At 67.8% G+C, this 22,623-nt stretch carries 16 protein-coding genes; 7 read left to right on the forward strand and 9 right to left on the reverse strand.

All coding sequences use genetic code 11. The features are described 5' to 3' along the window. The first annotated feature begins 42 nt into the window (after window positions 1-42). The 5 genes from GQ674_RS08840 to GQ674_RS08860 all read left to right on the forward strand — a co-directional run bounded on the left by GQ674_RS08840 (window position 43) and on the right by GQ674_RS08860 (window position 4,302). Window positions 43-2,337: a GH92 family glycosyl hydrolase gene (locus tag GQ674_RS08840; RefSeq protein ID WP_236546285.1), complete on the forward strand. Its 2,295-nt coding sequence runs from the start codon at window positions 43-45 to the stop codon at window positions 2,335-2,337. Between the two features lie 129 nt (window positions 2,338-2,466). Beyond that, on the forward strand, window positions 2,467-2,805 hold the full coding sequence (locus tag GQ674_RS08845; RefSeq protein WP_159496753.1) for a type II toxin-antitoxin system prevent-host-death family antitoxin: 339 nt from the start codon (window positions 2,467-2,469) through the stop codon (window positions 2,803-2,805). A gap of 3 nt (window positions 2,806-2,808) precedes the next feature. After that, the gene (locus GQ674_RS08850; protein ID WP_159496754.1) at window positions 2,809-3,438 is read left to right on the forward strand and encodes a hypothetical protein; all 630 of its coding nucleotides are present in this window, start codon (window positions 2,809-2,811) and stop codon (window positions 3,436-3,438) included. A gap of 118 nt (window positions 3,439-3,556) precedes the next feature. Continuing rightward, window positions 3,557-3,979, forward strand: coding sequence for a host attachment family protein (locus GQ674_RS08855; RefSeq protein ID WP_159496755.1), 423 nt, complete (start codon window positions 3,557-3,559; stop codon window positions 3,977-3,979). After that, entirely contained in the window at window positions 3,976-4,302 is a 327-nt protein-coding gene (locus GQ674_RS08860) for a thioredoxin family protein (RefSeq protein WP_159496756.1), read from the forward strand. Before GQ674_RS08855 ends, GQ674_RS08860 begins: the two co-directional genes overlap by 4 nt. A 34-nt stretch (window positions 4,303-4,336) precedes the next feature. Here the strand turns inward: GQ674_RS08860 and GQ674_RS08865 are convergent, their stop codons facing one another. Together GQ674_RS08865 and GQ674_RS08870 are read right to left on the reverse strand one after the other, a co-directional pair. Then, window positions 4,337-4,990 carry a YcxB family protein gene (locus tag GQ674_RS08865; RefSeq protein ID WP_159496757.1) on the reverse strand — a complete coding sequence of 218 codons (654 nt, stop codon included), beginning with the start codon at window positions 4,988-4,990 and terminating at the stop codon, window positions 4,337-4,339. After that, window positions 4,987-6,210 carry an MFS transporter gene (locus tag GQ674_RS08870; protein ID WP_159496758.1) on the reverse strand — a complete coding sequence of 408 codons (1,224 nt, stop codon included), beginning with the start codon at window positions 6,208-6,210 and terminating at the stop codon, window positions 4,987-4,989. The genes GQ674_RS08865 and GQ674_RS08870 overlap by 4 nt, the downstream gene beginning before the upstream one ends. Window positions 6,211-6,421: 211 nt before the next feature. On the opposite strand from GQ674_RS08870, the gene GQ674_RS08875 reads away from it, so the two are divergent. Continuing rightward, on the forward strand, window positions 6,422-7,786 hold the full coding sequence (locus GQ674_RS08875) for a hypothetical protein (protein ID WP_159496759.1): 1,365 nt from the start codon (window positions 6,422-6,424) through the stop codon (window positions 7,784-7,786). A 7-nt stretch (window positions 7,787-7,793) separates the two neighbouring features. Here GQ674_RS08875 and GQ674_RS08880 read toward each other — a convergent pair whose 3' ends face one another. The 6 genes from GQ674_RS08880 to GQ674_RS08910 all read right to left on the reverse strand — a co-directional run bounded on the left by GQ674_RS08880 (window position 7,794) and on the right by GQ674_RS08910 (window position 18,517). After that, window positions 7,794-10,688: a type 2 lanthipeptide synthetase LanM family protein gene (locus tag GQ674_RS08880; protein WP_159496760.1), complete on the reverse strand. Its 2,895-nt coding sequence runs from the start codon at window positions 10,686-10,688 to the stop codon at window positions 7,794-7,796. 83 nt (window positions 10,689-10,771) lie between these two features. Continuing rightward, on the reverse strand, window positions 10,772-10,978 hold the full coding sequence (locus tag GQ674_RS08885; protein ID WP_159496761.1) for a DUF6229 family protein: 207 nt from the start codon (window positions 10,976-10,978) through the stop codon (window positions 10,772-10,774). A 495-nt stretch (window positions 10,979-11,473) separates the two neighbouring features. Further along, on the reverse strand, window positions 11,474-13,060 hold the full coding sequence (locus GQ674_RS08890; RefSeq protein ID WP_159496762.1) for an SDR family oxidoreductase: 1,587 nt from the start codon (window positions 13,058-13,060) through the stop codon (window positions 11,474-11,476). 304 nt (window positions 13,061-13,364) lie between these two features. Then, the gene (locus GQ674_RS21600; RefSeq protein ID WP_236546231.1) at window positions 13,365-14,750 is read right to left on the reverse strand and encodes a hypothetical protein; all 1,386 of its coding nucleotides are present in this window, start codon (window positions 14,748-14,750) and stop codon (window positions 13,365-13,367) included. A 239-nt stretch (window positions 14,751-14,989) separates the two neighbouring features. Beyond that, window positions 14,990-16,654: a fatty acid--CoA ligase gene (locus GQ674_RS08905; RefSeq protein ID WP_159496763.1), complete on the reverse strand. Its 1,665-nt coding sequence runs from the start codon at window positions 16,652-16,654 to the stop codon at window positions 14,990-14,992. A 24-nt stretch (window positions 16,655-16,678) separates the two neighbouring features. Next, window positions 16,679-18,517, reverse strand: coding sequence for a 3-hydroxybutyrate oligomer hydrolase family protein (locus GQ674_RS08910; RefSeq protein ID WP_159496764.1), 1,839 nt, complete (start codon window positions 18,515-18,517; stop codon window positions 16,679-16,681). Window positions 18,518-18,605: 88 nt separating this feature from the next. Here GQ674_RS08910 and GQ674_RS08915 point away from each other — a divergent pair, with 88 nt between their 5' ends. Continuing rightward, the gene (locus tag GQ674_RS08915) at window positions 18,606-19,280 is read left to right on the forward strand and encodes a response regulator transcription factor (protein WP_159496765.1); all 675 of its coding nucleotides are present in this window, start codon (window positions 18,606-18,608) and stop codon (window positions 19,278-19,280) included. Window positions 19,281-19,287: 7 nt separating this feature from the next. On the opposite strand, the gene GQ674_RS08920 is transcribed toward GQ674_RS08915, so the two are convergent. After that, on the reverse strand, window positions 19,288-22,620 hold the full coding sequence (locus tag GQ674_RS08920; protein ID WP_159496766.1) for a PAS-domain containing protein: 3,333 nt from the start codon (window positions 22,618-22,620) through the stop codon (window positions 19,288-19,290). Between the last annotated feature and the right edge of the window lie 3 nt (window positions 22,621-22,623).

The raw sequence follows: 22,623 nt of genomic DNA on the forward strand, positions 1-22,623 counted from the left end.
AAAACGGGGACGTTACGCTGGTTGGGGCTCGCGGTGGGAGCGATGTTGGTGGCCGGCACGGCAGGGGGAGCGCCGGCGAAGGTCGGCGAGCGCGCTTACGCCGCCGTCGACCCCTTCATCGGCACTGGCGGGGAAGGGCACACCTATCCCGGCGCCACGGTGCCGTTCGGCATGGTCCAGCTCAGTCCGGACACCCGCATCCAGCCGCGCGAAAAGGCCTACGGCTGGGCTGCCGGGTACCGGCATGACGACAGCAGCATCGTCGGCTTCTCGCACACGCATTTCTCCGGCAGCGGCCATTCGGACCTGGGTGACGTGCTGGTGATGCCGTTCACCGGTGATCCCGGGCTGGAGCGCGGCGATCCGGACAAGCCGAAGAGTGGCTATGCCTCGCGGTTCCACCACGACAACGAGAAGGCCGAGCCGGGCTATTACGCGGTAACGCTGGACGACTACAACGTGCGTGCCGAGCTCACCGCCAGTGCCCGCACCGGCGTGCACCGCTATTCCTATCCGAAGGGCGAGAAGGCGCGGGTGCTGCTGGATCTGCGCACCAGCCTGTACGACTACCCGGGCAAGGTCCTGTGGTCGCGGCTGCGCCTGCAGCCCGATGGCACGGTCACCGGCTTCCGCGAAACCCGCGGCTGGGCGCCGGGTCGTCAGCTGTATTTCGCAATGCGCTTCTCGCGCCCGCTTACCGGCCACGCACTGCACAACACCGAAACCGACATCGCGTACAAGGGCTTCCCGCCGCCGGGCCAGAACGACCCCACGCAGCGGCCGCAGATCGAAGGACGGCAACTGGTCGGTACGTTCGATTTCGGCACGCTGGATGCGCCGCTGGTGGTCAGCGTGGCCATCTCGTCGGTGAGCGAGCAGGGCGCAATCGCCAACCTGGACGCCGAAGCGAAGGACCAGAACTTCGACCGCGTGCGCGCCGAGGCCAGGCAGCAGTGGACCCAGGCGCTGTCGGCCGTGGAGATCGAGGCGCCCGCGCATGACCTGCGCAGCGCCTACACCGCGCTGTACCACAGCATGCTGGGCCCGACCCTGTTCATGGATGCCGATGGCCAGTACCGCGGGTCGGACAACGCGGTGCACCGCGCCGAGGGTTACACGAACTACTCCACGTTCTCGCTGTGGGATACCTACCGTGCGCTGCATCCCCTGCTCACCCTGGTGCAGCCGGAAAAGCGCAACAGCGATTTCATCAACTCGCTGATTGCCCACCAGCAGCACAGTGCGTACGGCATGCTGCCGGTGTGGGCGTTCCACGGCCAGGAAACCTGGTGCATGATCGGCTACCACGCCGTGCCGGTGATCGCCGATGCCTACGTCAAGGGCATCCGCGGTTTTGATGCCGACAAGGCGCTGCAGGCCATGGTGGCGACCGCCAACTATGGCCCGTACGACGGCATCGCGCAGTACCGCGAACTGGGCTGGGTGCCGATCGATGAAGAGGGCGAGGCGGCGAGCAAGACGCTGGAATACGCCTTCGACGACTGGACCATTGCGCGCATGGCCGAGGCCATGGGGCGAAAGGACGTGCAGGCTACCTTCGACGGCCGCGCCGGCAACTGGCGCCACGCGTTCGACGCCGAGACCGGCTTCATGCGCGCCCGCAAGCGCGACGGCAGCTTCCGCACTCCGTTCGATCCGTCGGCCAGCGGGTACGGCACCGACTACACCGAAGGCAATGCCTGGCAGTATTCCTGGTATGTGCCGCAGGACGTGGCCGGGCTGGCCGCTGCACACGGTGGCAGCGAGAAACTGCTGGCCCGCCTGGACCAGGTATTCGAGGCCAAGGTCGATCCGTCGATCTTCGAGCACATGGAAGACATCACCGGCCTGATCGGCTGGTACGCGCACGGCAACGAGCCCAGCCATCACGTGGCCTACCTGTACGCCCATGCCGGGCAGCCGTGGCGCACCCAGGCGCGGCTGAAGCAGATCATGGACACCCAGTACGCCGACCGTCCCGATGGCCTGGCCGGCAATGACGACCTGGGCCAGATGTCGGCCTGGTATGTGTTCACCGCGCTGGGCTTCTACCCGGTGGCGCCGGGCAGTGGCGAATACATCATCGGCCGTCCGTTCCTGCCCAAGGCGACGCTGAACCTGCCCAACGGCAAGCGCTTCAGCATCGTCACCGAGGGAATGGGCAAGGGCCATCAGTACGTAGGCTCGGTTACCCTCAACGGACAGCCGTTGCAGCGCACGTTCCTGCGCCATGCCGAGATCCTGGCCGGCGGTGAGCTGCGCTTCACCCTGCAGGCCGAGCCGAACAAGGCCTGGCCGGGGGAGGGGGCCCAGGCGCCGTACTCGATGTCGCGCTGAGCCTTGGCAGGGACCCGTCCGGCCTTGCCATGCAAGGACTCCGGCTGGGGGTGGATGGCCAAAATGGGATTTATGCCCAATTTGGCCAAAAGGCGTATGATGCGCACATACCCCGCGCTGGAGCCTGCCATGACCCTGCCCCTGGACCTGCCCGGCCTTGAAAAGGCCACAGCATCGTCGGTGAAGACCCGCGGCTGGCCAAGCCTGATGCGCACTGTGCGTGAGAAACAGGCCTTGGTGATCACCAACCACAACCACCCTGAAGCGGTGATCGTGGATATCAAGGCCTACCAGGAGCTGCTGGCCAAGGCCGCCGAAGCCGATGCCGACGAGCGCGGCGGCGAGCTGGAACGGCTGCGCGCGCAGTTCGACGTGCAGTTGGCCAGCCTCAACCGCGACGGCGGGCTGGGCAAGGTGCTGGGCCAGCCAATCCGGCGCGGCAGGATCACCCCCGGCAAGTCGCTCTGACCGATGGGGCGGATTCTGGTGCTTGCCGGCGTCAATGGCGCCGGCAAGAGTTCGCTGCTGGGAACCTGGCTGGAGGCCGATGGCCTGACCTGGTTCAATCCCGATTCCTTCACCCGCGCGCTGGTCCAGGCGGGCTGGGCGGTCGACGAGGCCAACTCCGCCGCCTGGCACGAAGGCGCGCGGCGGCTGCGCACCGCCATGGCCGAAGGCAGCGATTTCGCCTTTGAAACCACCCTGGGCGGCAACACCATCGCGCGGCTGCTGCGCGCGGCGTGCGAAACCCACGACATGGCCATCTGGTTCTGCGGTCTGGACAGCGTGCAGCTGCATATCGAACGGGTGGCCGCGCGCGTCGCCAAGGGTGGCCACGACATTCCCCAGGACAAGATTCACGCCCGCTTCGACGCATCGCGTGAAAACCTGTTGGCGCTGCTGCCCCATCTGGCCGAACTGCAGGTCTACGACAACAGCGCACCGCTGGACGCACAGGGGCAGGCCGATCCGTTGCCCCTGCTGCACCTGGACCGCAAGGGCCTGCACTACCCGGAATCGGTGGCGCAATTGCTGCACACCCCGGACTGGGCCAAACCGATCGTGATGCGGGCGATGGAGCTGCACGGCAGCGCGCCCTGATCCTGCGCAGGGCGTGCGCTGCATACATCGCGAACACATTCGTATGCGCGGTCCTTACACCTAGCCGCCTACGGTGGACGTGGGTGCACTCGCACCCGTTTTTCCACAGGAGTTCACCATGCAGCAGCAGATCCCGGAAGGCACCTTGATTGTCGTCGCAGACGGCGGTTCGGCGCGCGTGTTCACCAACATCGGCAGCGGCCATACCCTGCAGCTCAAGCAGCAGGAAGCGCTGAAACTGCAGGACATCAGCGCACAGGGTGTTTCGGGGCAGGGTCCGTCCGGCTCGATGCCGCAGGACACCAGCATCGCGCAGATGAACGAAGCCACCTTCGCCAAGCAGCTTGCCGGACAGTTGAACGAGGACGCCCTCAACAACCGCTATGCGCACCTGGTGCTGATCGCCGACCCGCAGACCCTGGGACGCATTCGCCCGCAGCTGCACAAGGAAGTCCAGGCCCGCCTGCTGACCGATATTGCCAAGGACCTCACCAATGCACCGCTTGAAGACATCCAGCGGGCCCTTGAGTCACCGCGATGAGCTATACGCGGGCCTATGCCGCGCAGGAACCCAGCCGGGCCGCCATCGACGCGACTCCCGGCTGGCAACTGCTGGAATTTGGCGCGCCGTGGTGCCCGCACTGCAGTGCTGCGCAGGCCCCCTTGAAGGACTGGCTGGCGGTGAGGGACATTGCGCACCTCAAGATCGAAGACGGCAAGGGGCGGCCGCTGGGGCGATCCTTCCAGGTACGCTTGTGGCCGACGCTGGTGTTGCTGCATGACGGACAGGAAGTGGCGCGGATTGTACGTCCGCGTGCGGATGCGGACCTGGCGGCATTGGCGGCGGCCACGCCGACGACCTGACGCGCAGGGCGCGTTGGTTTGGCCCTTAGGTGGCTCAGACCATTGCCGCGGCTGCCCTGCAATGACCCAGCAAGCCCTGCATACCCTCGCGGTAGACCTCCGGGTCCATCGCAGCGCTGTGCTTCGGGATCCAGTAGGCCTGCCCGCGACGGTGCAGTGAGGTGCAGGCCACAACCAGGAAGGCCTCGGTCTCCCGGACATGCACCACGTCGCTCCAGCGCAACAACGCCGGTCGCTGTCCTGCCTGCGCAACCTGCATGCCTTGGGCATCGAAGTGCACGCGGTAGTCACCCTGCAGCCGCTTGAAGCGCGTCGTCAGGGTGAGCTCGGCGAGGGCGCGTCTGACCGGGCGCCCACCTGCCGTGCTGTCCGTCTGCTGTTGCGCCATCGTGCGGCGCAGGCGCGCGGTGAACGGGCGGGCAACTCGCCATGCGGGCACCAGCAGCAGCGCCGCCAGTGCCAGCGTCATCCACGTTTCGGGCGTGGCGCCGCGATGGATCAGCAGCCAACCCGCGCCGCATGCCGGCAGCAGCATCAGCATCGGCAGGACCGCCCGCTGCTGCATAGCGCCAAGACGCTCGGCCAGCGCATCGTCGCGGCGCATCTCGCGTTCCAGTGCCTCATCCACCCAGCGCCGGGTGTGCGCGGCCGTAATCGTGTAGCGCAGCTCGCCGCACGCGTCGCTCACCGTGCACGGGTCCTGGGCAGGAAGGCCGTGGCCAGCCCCAGTAGCGGCAGGTACGACGTGAAGTGGTAGATCCACACGATGCCATGCACGTCGGCCAGCTTGCCCAGGCCGGCGGCGCCCAGGCCGCCGATGCCGAACATCAGGCCGAACATCAGGCCCGACACCATGCCCACGCGGCCTGGCACGGCTTCCTGCGCGTAGACCACCAGGGCGGCGAATGCCGACGACATCACCAGGCCGATGGCCACGGCCAGCACTGCGGTGCCCATCAGGTTGGCGTAGGGCAGGGCAAGCGCGAACGGGGCCACGCCCAGGAAGGAAATCCAGATCACCGCCTTGCGCCCGATCCGGTCGCCCACCGGGCCGCCGATGAAGGTGCCCAGCGCGATCGAGGCCAGGAAGATGAAGAGGTACATCTGGCTCTGCTGCACGCTCAGATGGAAGCGCTCGATCAGGTAGAAGGTGAAGTAGTTGGTGAAGGAGGCGATGTAGACGAACTTGGCGAACATCAACACTGCGATCACCGCGATGGCCTGGATCACCTTGCCGCGCCCCAGCCCGACCCCTGTGTTGCGCGCCAGGCTGCTCATCTTTGCCTGCCCATGGCGGATGGTCCACCCGGTGAGCAGGAACAGCACGCCAACGGCCAGCGCAGCGGCCAGCATGAACCAGGCAATGGAGCGCTGCCCATACGGAATCACCACCGCGGCCGCCAGCAACGGACCGATCGCCGATCCGGTATTGCCGCCCACCTGGAAGGTCGACTGGGCCGTGCCGAAGCGCCCGCCGGAGGCCATCCGCGCCACGCGCGACGCTTCCGGGTGGAAGGTAGCCGAGCCCACCCCGACCATCGCGGCCGCGACCAGCAGCATGGGATAACTACCGGCCAGGGCCATCATTGCGATGCCGATGAGCGTGGCGATCATGCCGCACGGCAACAGGTAGGGCAGCGGGCGCTTATCGGTGTACATCCCGATCCAGGGCTGCAGCAGCGACGCGGTGATCTGGTAGACCAGCGCGATCACGCCGATCTGGCCGAAGCTGAGCTGGAACTCGCTCTTGAACATCGGGTACACCGCTGGCAGCACCGCCTGGATCATGTCGTTGAGCAGGTGTGCGAAGGCCGCCGCGCCGACGATATGGACCGCAAAGCCCTGGTGGGGCGCGGTGGCGCTGGCGGCGACGGGAAGCGGCGGTTGCGCGGGGGAAGGCGACGTCATGGGCGGTATCGGAACGAAGTACGGTCGACGGCACCACGCGTGCGCACCCGGGCGCCGCAGGGTCCCTGGCCCGTAGGTGAGGGGTCCTCAAGGATAGGCCGGTTGCAGGGTGCCGTCCTGTGCCGGACCGGGCGATTGGTCGGGATATGGGCAGCGCATCCACCGGCGCGGTAGCATGCGCCGGCCTTCTGTACTGCCAACGGGACATTCCATGGCCTTCCTTTTGCCCGCACTGGCCCTGGCCGTGGCGGGCAGCGCCGCCGCTGCGCCCGACCTGTTGCAGCCCGGGCTGTATGCGCTGCAGCCCGATGCGTACCTGCGTGCCGCCCCGACGATCCCGCCGACAGGAGACGCCTACCGGGAGCGCTACGCGCACGCCGTGCCGGCAGCGGCCGGGGTGCGCTATGCGTTCGTGTCGCGCGATCCGCAGGCCCGGCTCAACAAGCTGGTGTTCCTTACCGACCCGGCCTACCAGTACGACATCAACGGCGCCAAACTGCTGTGTCCGGCGTATGCGTTCCCCGAGTGGAACGCGTATTCGGAGGCGCAGCCCTATTGCCGCACCAACATCGGTGCCAGCGACCGGGAAGCAGCACTGGACTGGACTGCCACCGGGTTCTCGGTACGCTGGGCCGACCGCAAGCAGCTGCTGGGGGCGGTGCAGGTGCCGGCGCAGCGCGCACCCACCGCAGAGGAGGCCGGTGCCTGCGCCATCGCCGATGTCTGCGCGCCGGAGGCCTACGGGCGCCACATCAACCAGTATGAGGTGGTGCACTACCGCGACCAGTTCACGCTGCAACAGCCGCGGGCGTATGTGGATGTACTGCATGTGGACAGCGCGTTGCCGTTGCACGCCGAGGCCCGCGATGCAGGTGTTGTCGCGACGATTGCCGCCGGCAGCTATGTGGCGGTGCTGCGCCGGACCCCGGCGTGGTACCAGGTCGAGCAGATCGCGCAGGACGGCAGCGCCGTGCGCGGCTGGATCGACCGCGATGCCTTGTCCCCCCTTGCCTGGGTGGTACAGGCGGCCGCCACGCCCCAGAGCACGTTCCGCGCGGGGGTTGAGCAGGGCGAAGAAGGCGCCAGGTTGACGGCGATCGAGGTGCTGGACGCGCGCACCGGCCAGCGGCGTCAGGTCCTGCGTGATTTCGAGGCCGATCCGATCGGCGACGGCGACGGCGACGCGTTGCTGCAGACGGTGGACGCCAACTTCGACGGCCACCTGGATCTGCTCGCACCGGGCATGTCCGGCGGTGCCGGCCCAAACAGCACCTCCAACGTGTTCCTGTTCGACCCGGCCAGCGGCGCGTTCGTGTACGCCGCCGCGCTGTCGGCGCTACCACAGCTGTCGATCAACGCGCACGACCGCACCCTGACGTCCGCATCGCGGGGCGGATGCTGTTCGCATGCCGCGGAAACCTATCGCTACCGCGATGGCGCGTTGCAGCAGGTGGGCAGCTGGGAGGAGACGCTCTCCGCCGACGGCGAATATGTCGAGACTACCCGTGGCAGCTGGCGCAACGGGCGGATGCAGTACCGCACTACGCGGACCCGCGCCACGCCCGCCGAACCATGACGCCGGTCTAGCCGGCGTACGCGGGAACCGCTTCGCTGGTCGATGCCGCAGTCTTCTGGCTGGGCCGCACCGCGCCAGGAGCACGCTCCAGCAACAACGGCGATGGCATCGCGCATGCGGGATGCATCCGGCAGAAACCGTAGATCGCGCCGGCGAGGCCGATCATCAGGCCGGGCGTGAACGCGGCGCGGGTCAATCCGCCGACCATGCCGTGGTGCTCTTCGATCGAGGAGATGACCTCGATGGCCGCCGTGTCGATATCGTACGGGCAGGCCGGGTCCAGCTCGGCCGCGCGCAGCAGCAGCTCGCGGGTGGACAGGTCGCCATGGCAGAGCGTGTGGCTGAAGCCCCATTTGCCGGCGGCGTCCGCTACCGCCCGGCGCAGTCCGCGCAGATGCTGCTCGCTGCCCGTGCGCGCATACAGGTCGGCATGGGCCAGGCCGATGCCGACGCTGCCGTGGCACCAGGTCGGGAAGTTCTTCTGGCCGTCCTTCAGGTGGATGTCGCGCCAGCGCCCGGTGGCCGGCTCGAACAGTGCCTCCTGGAACGCGAATGCCGCCGCCGCCAGCTGCCGCCACCCGTCGCGTTCGGCGGCGGTCCCGGCGTCGGTCGCGGCCAGGCGCGCCAGCGACCAGCCGATGCCCATCGCCCCATGCGCGAAGCCGCCGATGGGTTCGTCGAACTGCGGGCTGGGCCAGCGGGCACCGCCACCGTCCACGATGGCGGCTGCCTGCACGGCGCCGGCGACACGTGCGGCCAGCGCGAGCCAGCGTGCTTCACCGGTGGCCTCGGCCAGGCCGATCAGCGGCAGGATGGCGCCGCTGACGCCATCGAGCACTTCGAACTTCGGTGACGCATCGAAACTGTGCCGTTCCAGCGACGCCGCGCAGTGCCGTGCGTCGTCGAGCAAGGCAGGGCGGTCCAGCATGTCGGCCAGTGCGAGCAGCGCCCAGATCCGCGAGCCGGCGCCCACGAAACCGCCGTCCATCTCGGAGTGGTCCAGCCGCGACATCCTCGCCAACACCTGGATCGATCCCTCCAGGGCGGACGCCAGGCCGGCTACCGCATCGGCACGCCCCGCCTGCACCTCAAGCCAGTATCCGGCCAGTGCGAAGGCGATGCCGCCCAGCCCGAAGTAGGTGTCCGGGCGGACGGGCTGTACGGTCCAGCCGTTGGGCGTGATCTCCGGTGTGATCCAGGTCATCGACCCATCGTCGCCCCGAACGGACAGCCGCAGCAGGCTTTCCACCGCAGCGGCGGCCAACGTGCGGCGGCGCGCGTCCAGGTCTTCAGCGCGGGGCGCACGTGCGGCATAGGAGTAGCCCTCGCGCGCCTCGGCCCGCGCCAGCGCATGCTGATTGAGGTCGGTCGCCACCAGCGTGCTGCGTATCGTGACGTCTTCCAGGTCGATGCGCATGTCACGCCAGTTGGCCACTACTGTGCGGATCCGTTCCGGCGCAACGGGGGCAGCGAAGATCGGGATGTCGCCGTGCCGCAGGTCGTCGATCTCGCCCATGATCGCGGCCGGCTCGGAGGGCGCGGCACGCACTACCTGCGCATTGCGCACCAGCAGATCCATCGCACGCGCGACCGCCTTGGGTTCGTCATGCAGGGACGCCGGGTGCCACAGCATCCGACCGATTTCGGCGTAGGCCATGGTGGGGCGGCGCACGTCACGCACCTGGCAGCCCTCGAAGGGCGCCAGCAACGGCATCAGCGCGTCGGCGGCATCCAGCTCGCGCAGCCGTTGGCTGGCCTGCATGAACCCCTCGCTGATCTGGTCCCAGTACTGGGACACGTCCGGGTGCGGGCACGGATGGTTCTGTGACGCCGCAAAGTCCGCGTCGACCATGCCCAGGCGCGGCCCGTCTGCCGCATCCTCGACAATCACCGGTACCCGCAGCCGCGGCTGCTCGCCGGGCAACGCGCCCGCGGCGGAGAGATCGACGCCGGCCATGCCCAGGCCGGCGGTGCGGAACGGCACGATGCCCGTGCGCAGGACCGAATTCATCATCAGCTTCACGGCGATGTCGTACGCCTGCCCGTAGCCGGATGTCTCGATCTCGATCACCGGGGCGAACACACTCTCTGCATCGACCACCACCGGCACCGGCCCGACCGCAATCAGGTTTTCCAGATGGATGTCGGTACCGCCGATCAGGCGCAGCACCGCCAGCCAGTGGCCGAGCCCGCGGTAGTAGGTCTGCAGCTCCTGGTCACCGTCGCAGTAGCGGTGCGCGGCAAACGCCGCCCAGCCATGACTGCCGCGATCGATCACGCGCGGCACCCGCACCCGGTCCGGCACGTCGCCGAACACGGCGCCAAGGAAGGCGTCCAGTGTGGCGTCGATGCGCAGCGAGCGCGGCTTGTACATCAGGGGGCCGCCTTCGAAGACCAGGCGGGCAACGGTGCGGCCCTGTGAATGCAGGTCGCCCTTGCCCAGCGACACGGACACCAGCTGGCCGGCCGGGCGCCCGAGCAGGGCAGGGAAGTCGTCGCGGTCGGCGACGATGCGCGTTGCCAGTTCTTCGACGGCATTGCATTGCGCGGCCAGCATCTGCTGGAACCTGGCGCGCAACGCAGGGTAGCGCTGGTCCAGGTGCGCGCTGAAATCGGGGTGGGTGGCGAGCTGCACGAACTGTGCAAACTGCTCCGCGTTGTCGGTCGCGGTGATGGTGCCGCTGCGGACGGCTGCGTGCAGCTCCAGCAGCAACAGCCGGTTGAGTTTCAGGTGGGCATGTTCGAGCAGTGCGCTCTCGGCCTGTGCGCGGATGAGCGCAATTTCCGCGGCATTCAGGCAGGGGGCCAGGCTGTTCAGGCGCCTGGACAGTGCGTCGCGCTGGTCTGCCGTGATGTGATTGATAACAAGAGCAAACGAATCGACTACGGTTGTGCCCGCCATTGCCTTCCCTGCGATAGTGTCCGGATGCGGCATTGCTGGAGACGGCGCGCAGCACGGTTGGCTGCGCGCCGGTACAGGCTAGATCAGCAACACATGCAGTGATTGACCACTGACATGGTGGTGGTGCAGTTGCCGGTGCCGCCGGTCGCCATGGTGGGGGCGATCGCGGTCAGGGCAGCATCGGTTGCTTCCTGGCCGTAGATGAAGAGCGAACCCGCCGGATTCTCGCAGCCGTCGACGCTGTCCGCGCCATTGAGCCAGCCTGCAACGACGTTGTCATTCAATTGCATTCCGCGTTCTCCTGTTGATCAACAATGAAGCGATCAAGGCGCCAGGACGAAGCTGGCGCCTCTGGGATACGGCCATTCCATGGCAAGGCGAGGACGCCCGGCAATACGGAGTGACGATGGTCAGGCCGCGTTTGTAGGGTGCACATAATTGTTTGTCAGGTCAAACTGAGAAATGGTGCTCAGAACCATTCCGTCTACGCTCATTACTGTGTAGGAAAATACCTACTCCCGACTGTGTAGGAAAATACCTACTCCCCGATGCGATGCGATGCGGTGCGGTGCTGCAGCATCGACGTGACAACGGCGGGCGAGGCGAGTATCCGCCTGCTGCATGGGATCGATGGCGGAAACTACACGCCAGAAAGGTGCCGCTGCGGTGACGCATTATGTTGCGTCTGTCAGCAGGCCACGTGCCTGCTGAAAAGTGAAACCGGGAACGGGTGCAGGATGCCCCGCAACCCGGTATGCCGGGCTGCGGGGAGTTTCAACGCGTCATTACCAATCGGTAGGCGCGTAGTCTTTCAGGAACTGACCCCAGACGTGCTCGCCGGTGTTGATCCCATGGATGATCGGGTCAACGATGCGTGCGGCACCGTCCACGATGTCCAGCGGCGGATGGAAGCGCTCTTCCTGCACTTTCTTGGCCGCAATGTCCGCCGGATCCTCGTCGGTCACCCAGCCGGTATCCACGCTGTTCATGTGGATGCCGTCGTTCTGGTAATCGGCCGCCGAGGTGCGCGTCATCATGTTCAACGCGGCCTTGGCCATGTTGGTATGCGGATGCCGGGTGGTTTTGAAGTTGCGGTAGAACTGGCCTTCCATCGCCGACACGTTGACGATGTGTTTGTCGCGGCCCGGCGTGCGCAGCATCAGCGGCTTCAAGCGCGCGTTGATGATGAACGGCGCGATGGCATTCACCAGCTGGGTTTCCAGCAGTTCCACCGACGGCACTTCGGCCATCAGCATGCGCCAGGAATTGCGGCCGCGCAGATCCACCTGCTGCAGGTCCTGGTCCAGGCGGCCGTCCGGGAACAGATGCTGCTGGGCCACCAGCTCATCTTCCAGCAGCGGCACCTGCGACAGTTCGGCGGCGCGGGTGAGGCCATTGGCACCGTTGAACCCCTGGTCCTGCACCACCGGCAGCGACGCGGTCGACGTTGCGCCCAGCAGCTCGGCGCTGCGCAGGCCTTCGTAGTCGCCGATCAGCTTGCGCAGCGTCTCCGGCACTTCGTGCAGTGCCGCGGTTTCGCCGGCCATCATGTGCGCGTAGAACTGCGGCGGGCGGCGGACGGTCTGGCAGGCGTTGTTGATGATGAAGTCCAGGCGCGTACGCGTGGCCAGCAACTCGTTGCAGAACGCTTCCACGCTGGGCGTGTGGCGCAGGTCCAGACCATAGACCTGCAGGCGGTGGCCCCAGTCGGCGAAGTCCGGCTCTTGGGCATAACGGGCGGCCGAATCACGCGGGAAGCGCGTGGTGACGATCAGCTCGGCGCCGGCACGCAGCAGCTTCAGGCCGGCCTGGTAGCCGATCTTGACCCGGCCACCGGTGAGCAACGCGACGCGACCGTGCAGGTCCGCGGTCTCGGTGCGCTTGATGAAGTTGAGCTCGGCGCACGCCGGGCACATCTGGTCGTAGAAGTGATGCAGCTGGGTGAACTTCTGCTTGCACACGTAGCAGTGGCGCAGCTCCGGCGAATGCACCGGCTCGGGCGTTTCGGCAGCGTTCCCGCCGTTGCTGGCGTCATGCAGCCCGGGCGCATGCGGGGGGAAGTAGTTCGGCGTACTGAACACCGGCTTGCGGCGCAGGGCGCGGATGCCGGTCTGCTCCAGCAGGGCCTCGGCCTTGGCCACCTTTTCCTGGTGGCGCTGCTTGGCCTGCTGCTTGAGCTTCTGCCGGCGCGCCTTCGGTTCGGGGTGGTACACCTTGGCCACCACCTGGTGCAGACGCACCCGGTCGGCTTCGGGCAGCGTGTCGAGCACGGTGCGGTCGGCCTCGATCGCCTCCAGCAGGTCCAGCGCGGCGCGCAGGCGGTCGGTCAGGGGCAGGTCGTCGGCGTCGACGGGCGTGGCAATGGTGTTCAAGTCAGATCCGGGAGCAGCGGCGGGAAGACAGCAGGGGACGGCAGAGCGATGACCGCCTCGATGCGGGTCCATGCTGTAGCGGACCGGAGGGTCCGGCCAGCCGCCATTGTCCCCGATCCGGGGGTGTTGGCGCCAATCCGGCCTCCCGCCGGAGGAGAAGGCGGCGCCGCGCGGTGTGGTGGACGGCGGGAAAGGGGGCGCGGCGACGCGGATTGTTCAGGTTTACCCGGCGCCTTATGACAGCGATAGACGCCGGCTGCTGTGCAGCAGGAAACCGCTGCGCAGCAGCCCGTCGTCCCCGCAGCTAGCGGTGACCCTCAGCACCGGTGTCGTCCCCGGCAGCGGCTTCATGAACACGACGCACCACCTCTTCGGCGGCGGCATCGGCGCGCCGCTCGGCCTCCCTGGCCGCTTCGATCGCCTGCTGGGAGCACTCCATCGCCCTGCGGACGGCCTCGTCCGTGGCGGCCATCGCGGCGTCTACCATTTCCTGGATGGTCTCCATCCGGGACTTGGGGGGCACGTACGCCTCCGGGGGCGAAGGAGGCGGCGCAGGACGCGATACAGGGCCGGCGCCGGCGGGTGACGGGGGAGAGGGCGACGGGGGCTCGGGCTGCGCGGGCGCGGCAGTCGGCTGGCGGGCCTGGTCGACGACCGTGGCGTCGCCAGCGTCATCGCGTCGTGTGGGGCTGTATCGAGCCAGGGAGACGCTGTTGTCCTCCACCTGCACCACCGCATGCCCGTCTGCGCCCTCTATCAGGCAGTGCATGCTGGCGCCGTCCTGGCCCAATCGACTGCTGTGGACCCGGTGGCTGCCCAGGAGCGCCTGTACGTCGCGCATTCGGCAACGTGCATACTCGGCGATTGCCTGTTCCCCCAGGTGTGCAGGCGGCAGGCTGATCGACAGCTGCTGGGCCGCCAGGGATAGCCGGGCGAACCCCACCGCCCTGCCGCTCGCCAGGGTCGCGTTGATCGCCTGGTCAACTTCCTTGGGTGTGGGAAGGTGGGTCAGCTGAGCGCCGTCCAGCATCTCGAACAGGTTGGGCAACAGCAGCTGGAGCGTGGACATGGCATCCAGCCGGCGCTGCTCGGCACGGTCCGCAGTGTGCAGGACCGTGTGGTAGAACCGGTAGTAATCGCAGAATTCGATGGGCCGGCGGGCGTTCGCCAGAGCGAAGTCGGCCGCCTCGGCGCGCGGCACCTCGGACGCCATGGCCGTGCCCTCTTCACTGGCCAGCTGGCACAGGGCCAGGCTCTCGTGGAAGTCCAGCTGCTGAAACAGCGGTGCGTCCGCCACCCCGATGCTGGCCAGGAAGGGATGGTAGGCCTGCAGCGCGGTGTTGGTGAGCAGCGCGTGCCGCGATAGCAGGTCGTGGAAGTCGAGGCTCAACGGGTGGCCATCCTCACCCGCCTCGATCCGGCGCAGCGTGTCGATGTCTTGCTGGCCCAGGCTGAGCAGTTTGACCGGTCCGATCTGCAGGCCCGCCTGGGGCAGCCATGCCATGCGCGCGCCATGCAGACCCTGCTGCACGTCCTGCAACAAACTGCCTTCTTCAGCGAAATAGTACCGATGCACGCCCGAGTCGATGGCCCATTGCACCCACTGCGTGCCACCATCCAGAAGGGAGAGCACCCTCTGGCCCAGCGTGCTGAGCTGGCGCGGGTGGACGATGGAACGACCAGCAATCATTAGACTCATCTGCGGTTCTCCTGATGGGCCCCAACCGGGGGGAGCGTCCCCGGTGGTGATGCAACGGGCGTGCCAACACGGTTGGCGCCTGCCCTTGCAGACCTTCAGTACCTTGACCGGAAGGAACGCGGTAGCTGCCGCGTCATCGCCAGCGTCAGGGGGCTTTCTGGCGTCATCAGGTGGTCGTGGCTGCCCTCCGAACCCAAGCGATGTCGCCACTGAACGGTGCCGCGCTTGCGTCAGCCGGGGACCGTAGCGGTGTGCGGGTCATGCAGGCTGCGCAGTTTCTTCTTGTTGATCTTGCCCACGCTGGTGCGTTCGATCGCATCCACGAAGCTGACGCGGTCCGGGATCGCGAAGCGGGAGATGTCGCCCGAGCGGCTGCGCGCGGCGACCAGTTCAATGATCTCCGCCTCGGATACCTCGCTGCCGGCATGCCTGACCACCAACGGCAGCGGTCGCTCGCCCCATTTCGTGTCGGTGATCCCGATGACGGCCACTTCATTGACCGCCGGATGCAGGGCGATGATGTCCTCCAGCGCGAGGGAGGAGATCCACTCGCCGCCGGTCTTGATCACGTCCTTGATGCGATCGGCGACGCGCAGGTAACCGCCGGCATCGATGTTGCCGATGTCGCCGGTATGCAGGTAGCCGCCGGCCCACAGTTCCGCCGACGCATCCGGGTTGTGCAGATAGCCCTGGGTAAGCCAGGGCGCGCGCACCACCACTTCGCCGGTAGCCACACCATCGTGGGCAACATCGTGCATGTCTTCGTCCACGATCCGCAGGTCCACCAGCGGCACCGGAATGCCGGCCTTGGTGCGTAGTGACAACGCCTCGTCCGACCCACCGAGGGTGGTGGCATCGATCTGGGCGAGGGTAAGCAGGGGGCAGGTCTCGGACATGCCGTAGCCGCCGAAGATGTCGATGCCACGGGCCAGCGCCTGCTGCGCCAGTGCGCGGGGCAGGGCGGCGCCGCCGATGACCACTTTCCAGCCGCTCAGATCGGTGTCGGCCGCGCTGGGATGGCCCAGCAGCATGTGCAGGATGGTGGGCACGCAGTGCGAGAAGGTCACCTTCTCGCGGGCGATCAACGCCAGCAGCTGCCCTGGCAGGTAGCGACCGGGGTAGACCTGCTTGACGCCCATCAGCGTAGCAACGTACGGCAGGCCCCAGGCGTGGACATGGAACATCGGCGTGATCGGCATGTACACATCGTCGCGGTGCAGGCGGCCCTGGCTGGCGGCACTGCCCAGCGCGGCCATCCCCGCCAGCGAGTGCAGGACCAGTTGCCGATGGCTGAAGTACACCCCTTTGGGCCGGCCGGTGGTGCCGGTGGTGTAGAACATCGTGGCGCGCGTGTTCTCGTCGAAGTCCGGGAAGTGGATGACCGGCGTGGCGGCACGCAGCCCGGCCTCATACTCGGTCACGAAACCCGCCGGCAGCGGTTGATCGACCTCGTCCTCCAGCAGGATCCGCGTGCGTAGATCCGGCAGCTGGTCGTTGATGCCGTCCAGCACCGGCAGGAATGCGCGGTTGGCAAGGAGTACGCGCGCGCCGCTGTGGTTGAGGGTGTAGGCGATCTGCTCGGGCGCCAGGCGGATGTTCACCATCATCAGTACCGCACCGAGCATCGGCACGGCGAAATAGCTCTCCAGATAGCGGTTGCTGTCCCAGTCCATCACCGCCACGGTATCGCCGTGCTTGACCCCAAGGGACGTCAGCAGCCCGGCCAGCTGGCCGATGCGCGTCTGCAGGGTGCGGTAGTCGAAGCGTACGCTGTCGCCGTAGACGATCTCCTGCTCGGGACGCACCGCCAGCGGCGTGAGCAGCAGCTGCTTGATCAGCAGCGGGTAGTCATGGGCTTCGGGGGCAGGTGCGTCTGCGGCGTTGGCAGGTGACATGGGGACTTCCTGGTGGGTCGAGTGTCAGCGGCCGCGGGCGGCGGGAATGGACAGCTGCTCACGCAGCAAGGGTGCGTCCACGCGTGGCGTTGGCTTGATGCGCGCATCCTGCGGCAGGGCGCGGGCGGGATCCTCAAGGTGATCCCACACCTGGTCCATCGCCGCGAACACGTAGGGCAACAGCGGCACATAGCGTCTGCGGTAGTCGGGGAAGGCCAGCAAGGAGTCGAAATGCTGTGCGTTTTCAACGCGCCAGTACGCAATCTGCGCCCCCGCCTTGCGTGCCAGCGGCACGTAGCGATCGCTGGTCATGCTGATCGGCACCAGCCCGTCGTCAAGGCCGTGAATCACCACGATGGGCAGGCCGCGACGCGGAGCCGTGGCGGCCGCCTCGGCGATACCGGCGCGTACCCGTCGGGCATCAGCGCTGTCGCCACGGCCGAGCGCGCGCAGGCAGTTGAGGCCCTCCAGCGTTTCCTCTGCCGCCGCGTTGCCATGCACCAGCACCACGCCGCTGCCCGGCGGGATGCCGCTGCCTTCGCTCCACCAGGTGGCACGCAGCGCCGCTGCGGCCGGGCCGGGTGTGCCGTCCGCACCCGCGGCGGAGAAGGCGTACGCGCAGGGGTGTTCGCCCGCCCCAAAGCGCCCATAGGCCGACGCATAGGTCACTGCGATCGCGCGCCACAGATCGAATCCGGTCGAAAACGCGCCAGCACGAAGCGCAGCGTCGCTCAGGCCAGCATCGGTCAGCTGCTGCCGCGCGGAGCGTGCCTGTGTTGCGCTGTCTTCGCCCTGCACCTGCCCCGCAGTTTTCAGCAGGGCACACCGCTGGCTCCCGGCCGCCACGGCCTGTGCCTGCAGCGGCGGTTGTGGCAGATCCTCCACGCCCAGCAACGCGCAGGGCATCAGCAACGCGGCCTGGGTGACGAAGTCGTACAGCGGTGGCGCGCCGGCCACCGAGACATTGGGCTCGCCGGCCACCATCGCATCGAACCAATCGCCGTCGATCTCCGCAGCACGCAGTACCGCGCCACCGCCATTGGAGACGCCGACGCCCAGCGTGCGCGTCGTGGCCGGCGTGAAGGGCGCCGCGTCGGGGTAGGCGCGGTCCAGTGCCTGCAGGCCGAACTGCAGCGCCTGCAGCAGATGCCGGCCCCAGTCGGCCTCCGGGTTGTCGCCCGAATGCGCGTGCTTGAACGCAATGCCGTGGGTAGCGCGTGGCGTGACGGGAACGAAGGCCAGCGCGCCCTGGGAGGCGGGCGTGCCGTCGGCCTGGGTGCCGACCTTGGCGTCCAGGTCGTAATAGTCGCTGCCGGTGCCCTTGTCGGTATACGCAACAGCGCAGCCGTGGGCCAGGCCCCAGCTGCCGGCCACCGCAATGGCACCGTAGATGCCCCGCGAGCCGGAGGAGGCGGCCACCACCACACACCTGCGTGCGGCATCGAAGGTATCGGGCACCTGCACCAGTACGCGATGCGGGTGGCGTGCACCGGGAATGCGCGCATAGGCCGAGAACTCGCGGCCGGGTACCGCCTGCAGAGTGCCGTAGACATCGCCGAACCCGCCGCCGGGGGTCAGGTCGGCAATCCCGCGCCAGCTGCTCCAGATCGCGCGGCGCCGGGCTTCGTCGGCCGTGGGCTCGGCCGGGTTGGCGAAGGTCGGCGCGGTGGTCGAGCGCAGGGCGTCGATTCCCAGCCCGGCGGTCAGCAGGTCATCGTTGCCGCGATGCCCGGTTTCCCGCCACTGCTCGAACACGGGCACTGCAGCGGTGGAGCGGGGCGCGGCCGCATCGGCGACGGGGATGCAGCCCGGCAACAAGGCCAGCGCGGCGCACAGCGGAGCAAGGGAGCGGTGGATGTTCATTGCGCCACCCTAGCAAGCCCGTCAGCGCGCGCCAGCGTACCTAGGTACCCGTGCCGAGCCGTAGGCGATTTGCTAACCTCGGCTGGACATGCCGACCCTGCTCATCGCCGATGACCATCCCTTGTTCCGCGCGGCGCTGCATCGCGCGGCCGAGGAAGCCGTTGCCGACCTGCAGATCAGCGAGGCCGATTCGCTGGACAGCGTGCTAGAGGCGATCGAGAGCCAGCAGATCGACCTGATGCTGCTGGACCTGCACATGCCCGGCAACCACGGGCTGGCCGGGCTGGCAACCATTCGTGCGTTGCAACCGGGCCTGGCGATCATCATCGTGTCGGCCAACGAAGAGCCCCACGTGATCCGCCGGGCCATCGACCTGGGCGCGGCTGGTTACCTCCCCAAAAGTTCGGGGCTGGCCGACCTGCAGTCGGCGTTGCTGAGCGTGCTGGAAGGGGAGCGCTGGATCCCGGCGCTGCTGCGCGAGCCGGTGGCCCGGGTGGCGCCCTTCAGCAAGGACGCCGACCTTGCCGCGCGCCTGTCCAGCTTGTCGGCGCATCAGTACCGCGTACTGAGTTTGGTGGCCGAAGGGCTGCTCAACAAGCAGATCGCCGACCGCCTGGGCGTGCAGCTGCGCACGGTAAAGGCGCACATGACCCGCATCATGGGCCGGCTGGGCGTACGCAATCGTGCGCAGGCCATCCGTGTGCTGCACGAGATGGGGTTGACCGATCCCGCACGGCAGATCGAAGCGGCGCAGGATGCCTGATCCTGCGTCAGGCGGTGGCCGGGCGCGGCGTGGCCAGCAGGTGATTGATCGCCCAGCGCAGCGCCAACGGCTTGAACGGCTTGTTCAACAGGGATAGCCCCACCTCGCGCACCGCTTCACGGGTGTCGCTGCCCGTGTCAGCACTGAGAATCACCGTTGGCCGCGGCCCATGCACGGCGGCAAGGCGCGTCCACAGCCCAACCCCGGTATCGCCCTCGTCAAGGTGGTAGTCGAACAGCCACAGCGCGGCCTCGTGCGCGGCTGCACCCACTTCACTGGCGTCGCGCACGGCGACGACCTCGCAGCCCCACGCAAGCAGCATCTGCCGCATGGCCTCCAGTGCGTCCGGGTCGTTGTCGACCACCAGCACGCGGATGCCTTTTAGGGTGCTGTTGCCGGTCGTGGGTTCAATCCGCGGCGCGGCGGGCGCAGCGGATTGTGTCACGGTGATGGAGAAGGCCGAGCCGCGGTCGAGCACGCTGTGCAGTTCCAGCGGTGCGTGCAGCAGGTCGGCAATACGGTGGGCGATGGTCAGGCCAAGGCCCAGGCCCTGGCCATTGCTGCGGTCGCCACGGTGGAACTCTTCGAACACCACTGCCTGCTGCTCCGCGGCGATGCCGGGGCCACTGTCATGCACTTCGATGGACAGCGTATGGCCAGTGCGACGCACCCCCAGCAACACGCCACCGCTGCGGGTGTAGCGGATGGCATTGGCCAGGAAGTTCTGCAGCACACGGCGCAGCAGCAGCGGGTCGCTGTGCACCCAGGCGCGGGTGCGCACGTGGCGGAACTGCAGGCCGCGCGCCGCAGCCAGCACGGCGAACTCCTGCGCCAGCGGATCGAGGACGCTGGACAGTGCAAACGGGCGTGGATCGGCCACCAGCCCGCCGGCCTCCAGTCGCGAAATATCCAGCAGGCCCGACAGCAGGTCATCGGTGGAATCCAGGGCGCCACGGATCTGGTGCAGGAAGCTGCCAAGGAAGTCGGAGTCGATGTGCTGCGACATGGCGTCGGTCAGCAGCTGCGCGGCATGCAACGGCTGGATCAGGTCATGGCCGACCGCAGTGAGGAAGCGCGTCTTCGCCACATTGGCCCGTTCGGCCTCCTGCACGGCGTGCTCCAGCCTGGCAGTGCGGTCCTGCACGCGGCGCTCCAGGGTTTCGTTGCTGCGCTTGAGTGCGTCCTCCGCACGGCGGAAGGCGGTGACATCGGTGAACGTGGCCACGTAACCGCCGCCGGGCATGGGGTTGCCGCGGATTTCGACGATGGTGTTGTCGGGGAAGATCCGCTCGGACAGATGCGGGGTGCCGCGCCGCATGTGCACCACGCGGCGCTGCAATGCCTTGTCCAGCGTGTCACCGGGGCTATCGCCGATGTTCAGCTGCCCCAAGGCCCACGCCGTGAGGTTGACCACCGGCTGGCCCACCTGCAGCAGTGCCGGCGGGAACTTGAACAGCGCGGCATAGCGGCTGTTCCAGGCCACCAGCTGCAGCTGGGCATCGACCACGCTGATGCCCTGGCTCATGTTCTCCAAAGCCGCTTCCAGCAGGCGCTGGTTGAAGCGCAGCACCTGGGTGGCTTCGCCGACAGCGCGGGTGACGGCGTCCAGTGGCGCGGCGCCGCCATCGCGTGCGGCCTCCACCAGCAGCCGTGCCATGCCCGCACCGACCACGGCGGTGAGTTCCCGTTCGATGGCGGTGACCCGGTCATCATCAAGCATCTGCCCGGCGTGGCCGTCCATCAACTGCCGGGCCCGTTCCTGGCCGAGGAAGCGACCGGCCGTCTTGCGCATCGACGCGGCGGCCACCGCGTCCCGCTGGAGGGGCATGGAGGGGCGTACCGCGCGCGACACCAGTACGACGGTCGCCAGGTTCGCCGCCAGACTGGCGCCCATGCTGATGGCGATGTGGCCCGGCTGCATGCGCAGCGAGAACATGGCCAGCCAGTGCAGCCCGTCGGGGCCGGACGACGGTGGCGGGGCAGGGACTACCATCGGCAGCAGCACCAGCCACAGCCACACCAGGGAGCCCAGCACGATGCCGGCGATGATGGCCGGGGAGGGCGTACGCGGGCGGTAGACGGCAAACAGCACCGCCGGTGCCAGCTGCGAAAGCGCGGTGAACGACATCAGGCCGAAATCGCTGAGCGCCTCGGTGCCGCTCATCGCACGGCTGTACAGCCACGACATCAGGAACACGGCGACGATGCCGGCGCGGCGGAAGGCGAGCACCCGCGGGCGCAGGTCGGCGCCGGAGTTGAATCCGTTGACGCCGCTCAGCAGGCGTGAGCCCACGCCGTGGTTGCCCAGCATGATCGACAGGGTCAGCCCCGACAGGATCATCATGCCGGTGGCGGCGCTCAGGCTGCCCAGGTACGCCAGCAGCGCCAGCACGTGATGACCGCGCGCCTGCGGAAGGGCCAGCACATACAGGTCGGGCGACACCGCGTGCGACAGCTGTGCGGCGCCGGACAACGCCATCGGCACCGACGGCAACCCGATCAGCAGCAGGTAGAGCGGAAACAGCCAGCGCGCGGTCTTCAGGTCCGACGGCTGGCGCAGTTCGACCACGCCCACATGGAACTGGTGGGGCAGGGTGAACGCGGCCATCGCACCAAGCGCCACCATGGTGAGGAAATCGGGAATGACCGCCGGTGGCGGCAGGTGCGCCATCTTGTCCAGCAGGGGCGTGCCCGCCTGGTGCACCGACAGCCCGGCATACAGGCCAATGGCCAGCAGTGCCGCCAGTTTCAATACCGATTCCAGCCCCAGCGCGACCACGATGCCGCGGTTGTGCTCGGTGGCCGACGCCTTGCGTGCGCCGAACAGCAGGGTGAAGGCCGCCATCGTCAGCGCGAACCAGAAGGACACGTCCAGCTGCCACCCGATGGGGGCGAACTGGTCCCCCAGCAGCGCGCCTAGGCCTTGGCTGACCGCTTTGAGCTGCAGCGCGATGTAGGGAATGATGCCGAACAGCGCGACCAGGGTGATGGTGACGCCCAACCCCTGGTCCGCATGCAACCGCGCGACCACCAGGTCGGCGATGGTGGCACTGTTGTGTTGTTTGGCCAGTCGCCCGAGCCGTGCCAGGAACGGCAGCCCGAAGGCGAAGATCAGCGCCATGCCGATCAGTGTCGGCGGAATGGGGAAGCCCCATTGCACGCCCTGCGAGGCTGCCCCGTAGTAGGTCCACGCCGTGCAATGCACGCCCAATGACAGGGCATAGATGGCCGGCCAGACCCTGGAGAGCCGATGCCCCCGGCGCTCCCCCCACAGGGCGACGCCGAACAGCAGCACGGTCCACGCGATGCAGGCGAGCAGGACAATGGTGGGCGTCAACATCGC

It is taken from the genome of Stenotrophomonas sp. 364, assembly GCF_009832905.1.
Taxonomy (GTDB): domain Bacteria; phylum Pseudomonadota; class Gammaproteobacteria; order Xanthomonadales; family Xanthomonadaceae; genus Stenotrophomonas; species Stenotrophomonas maltophilia_AP.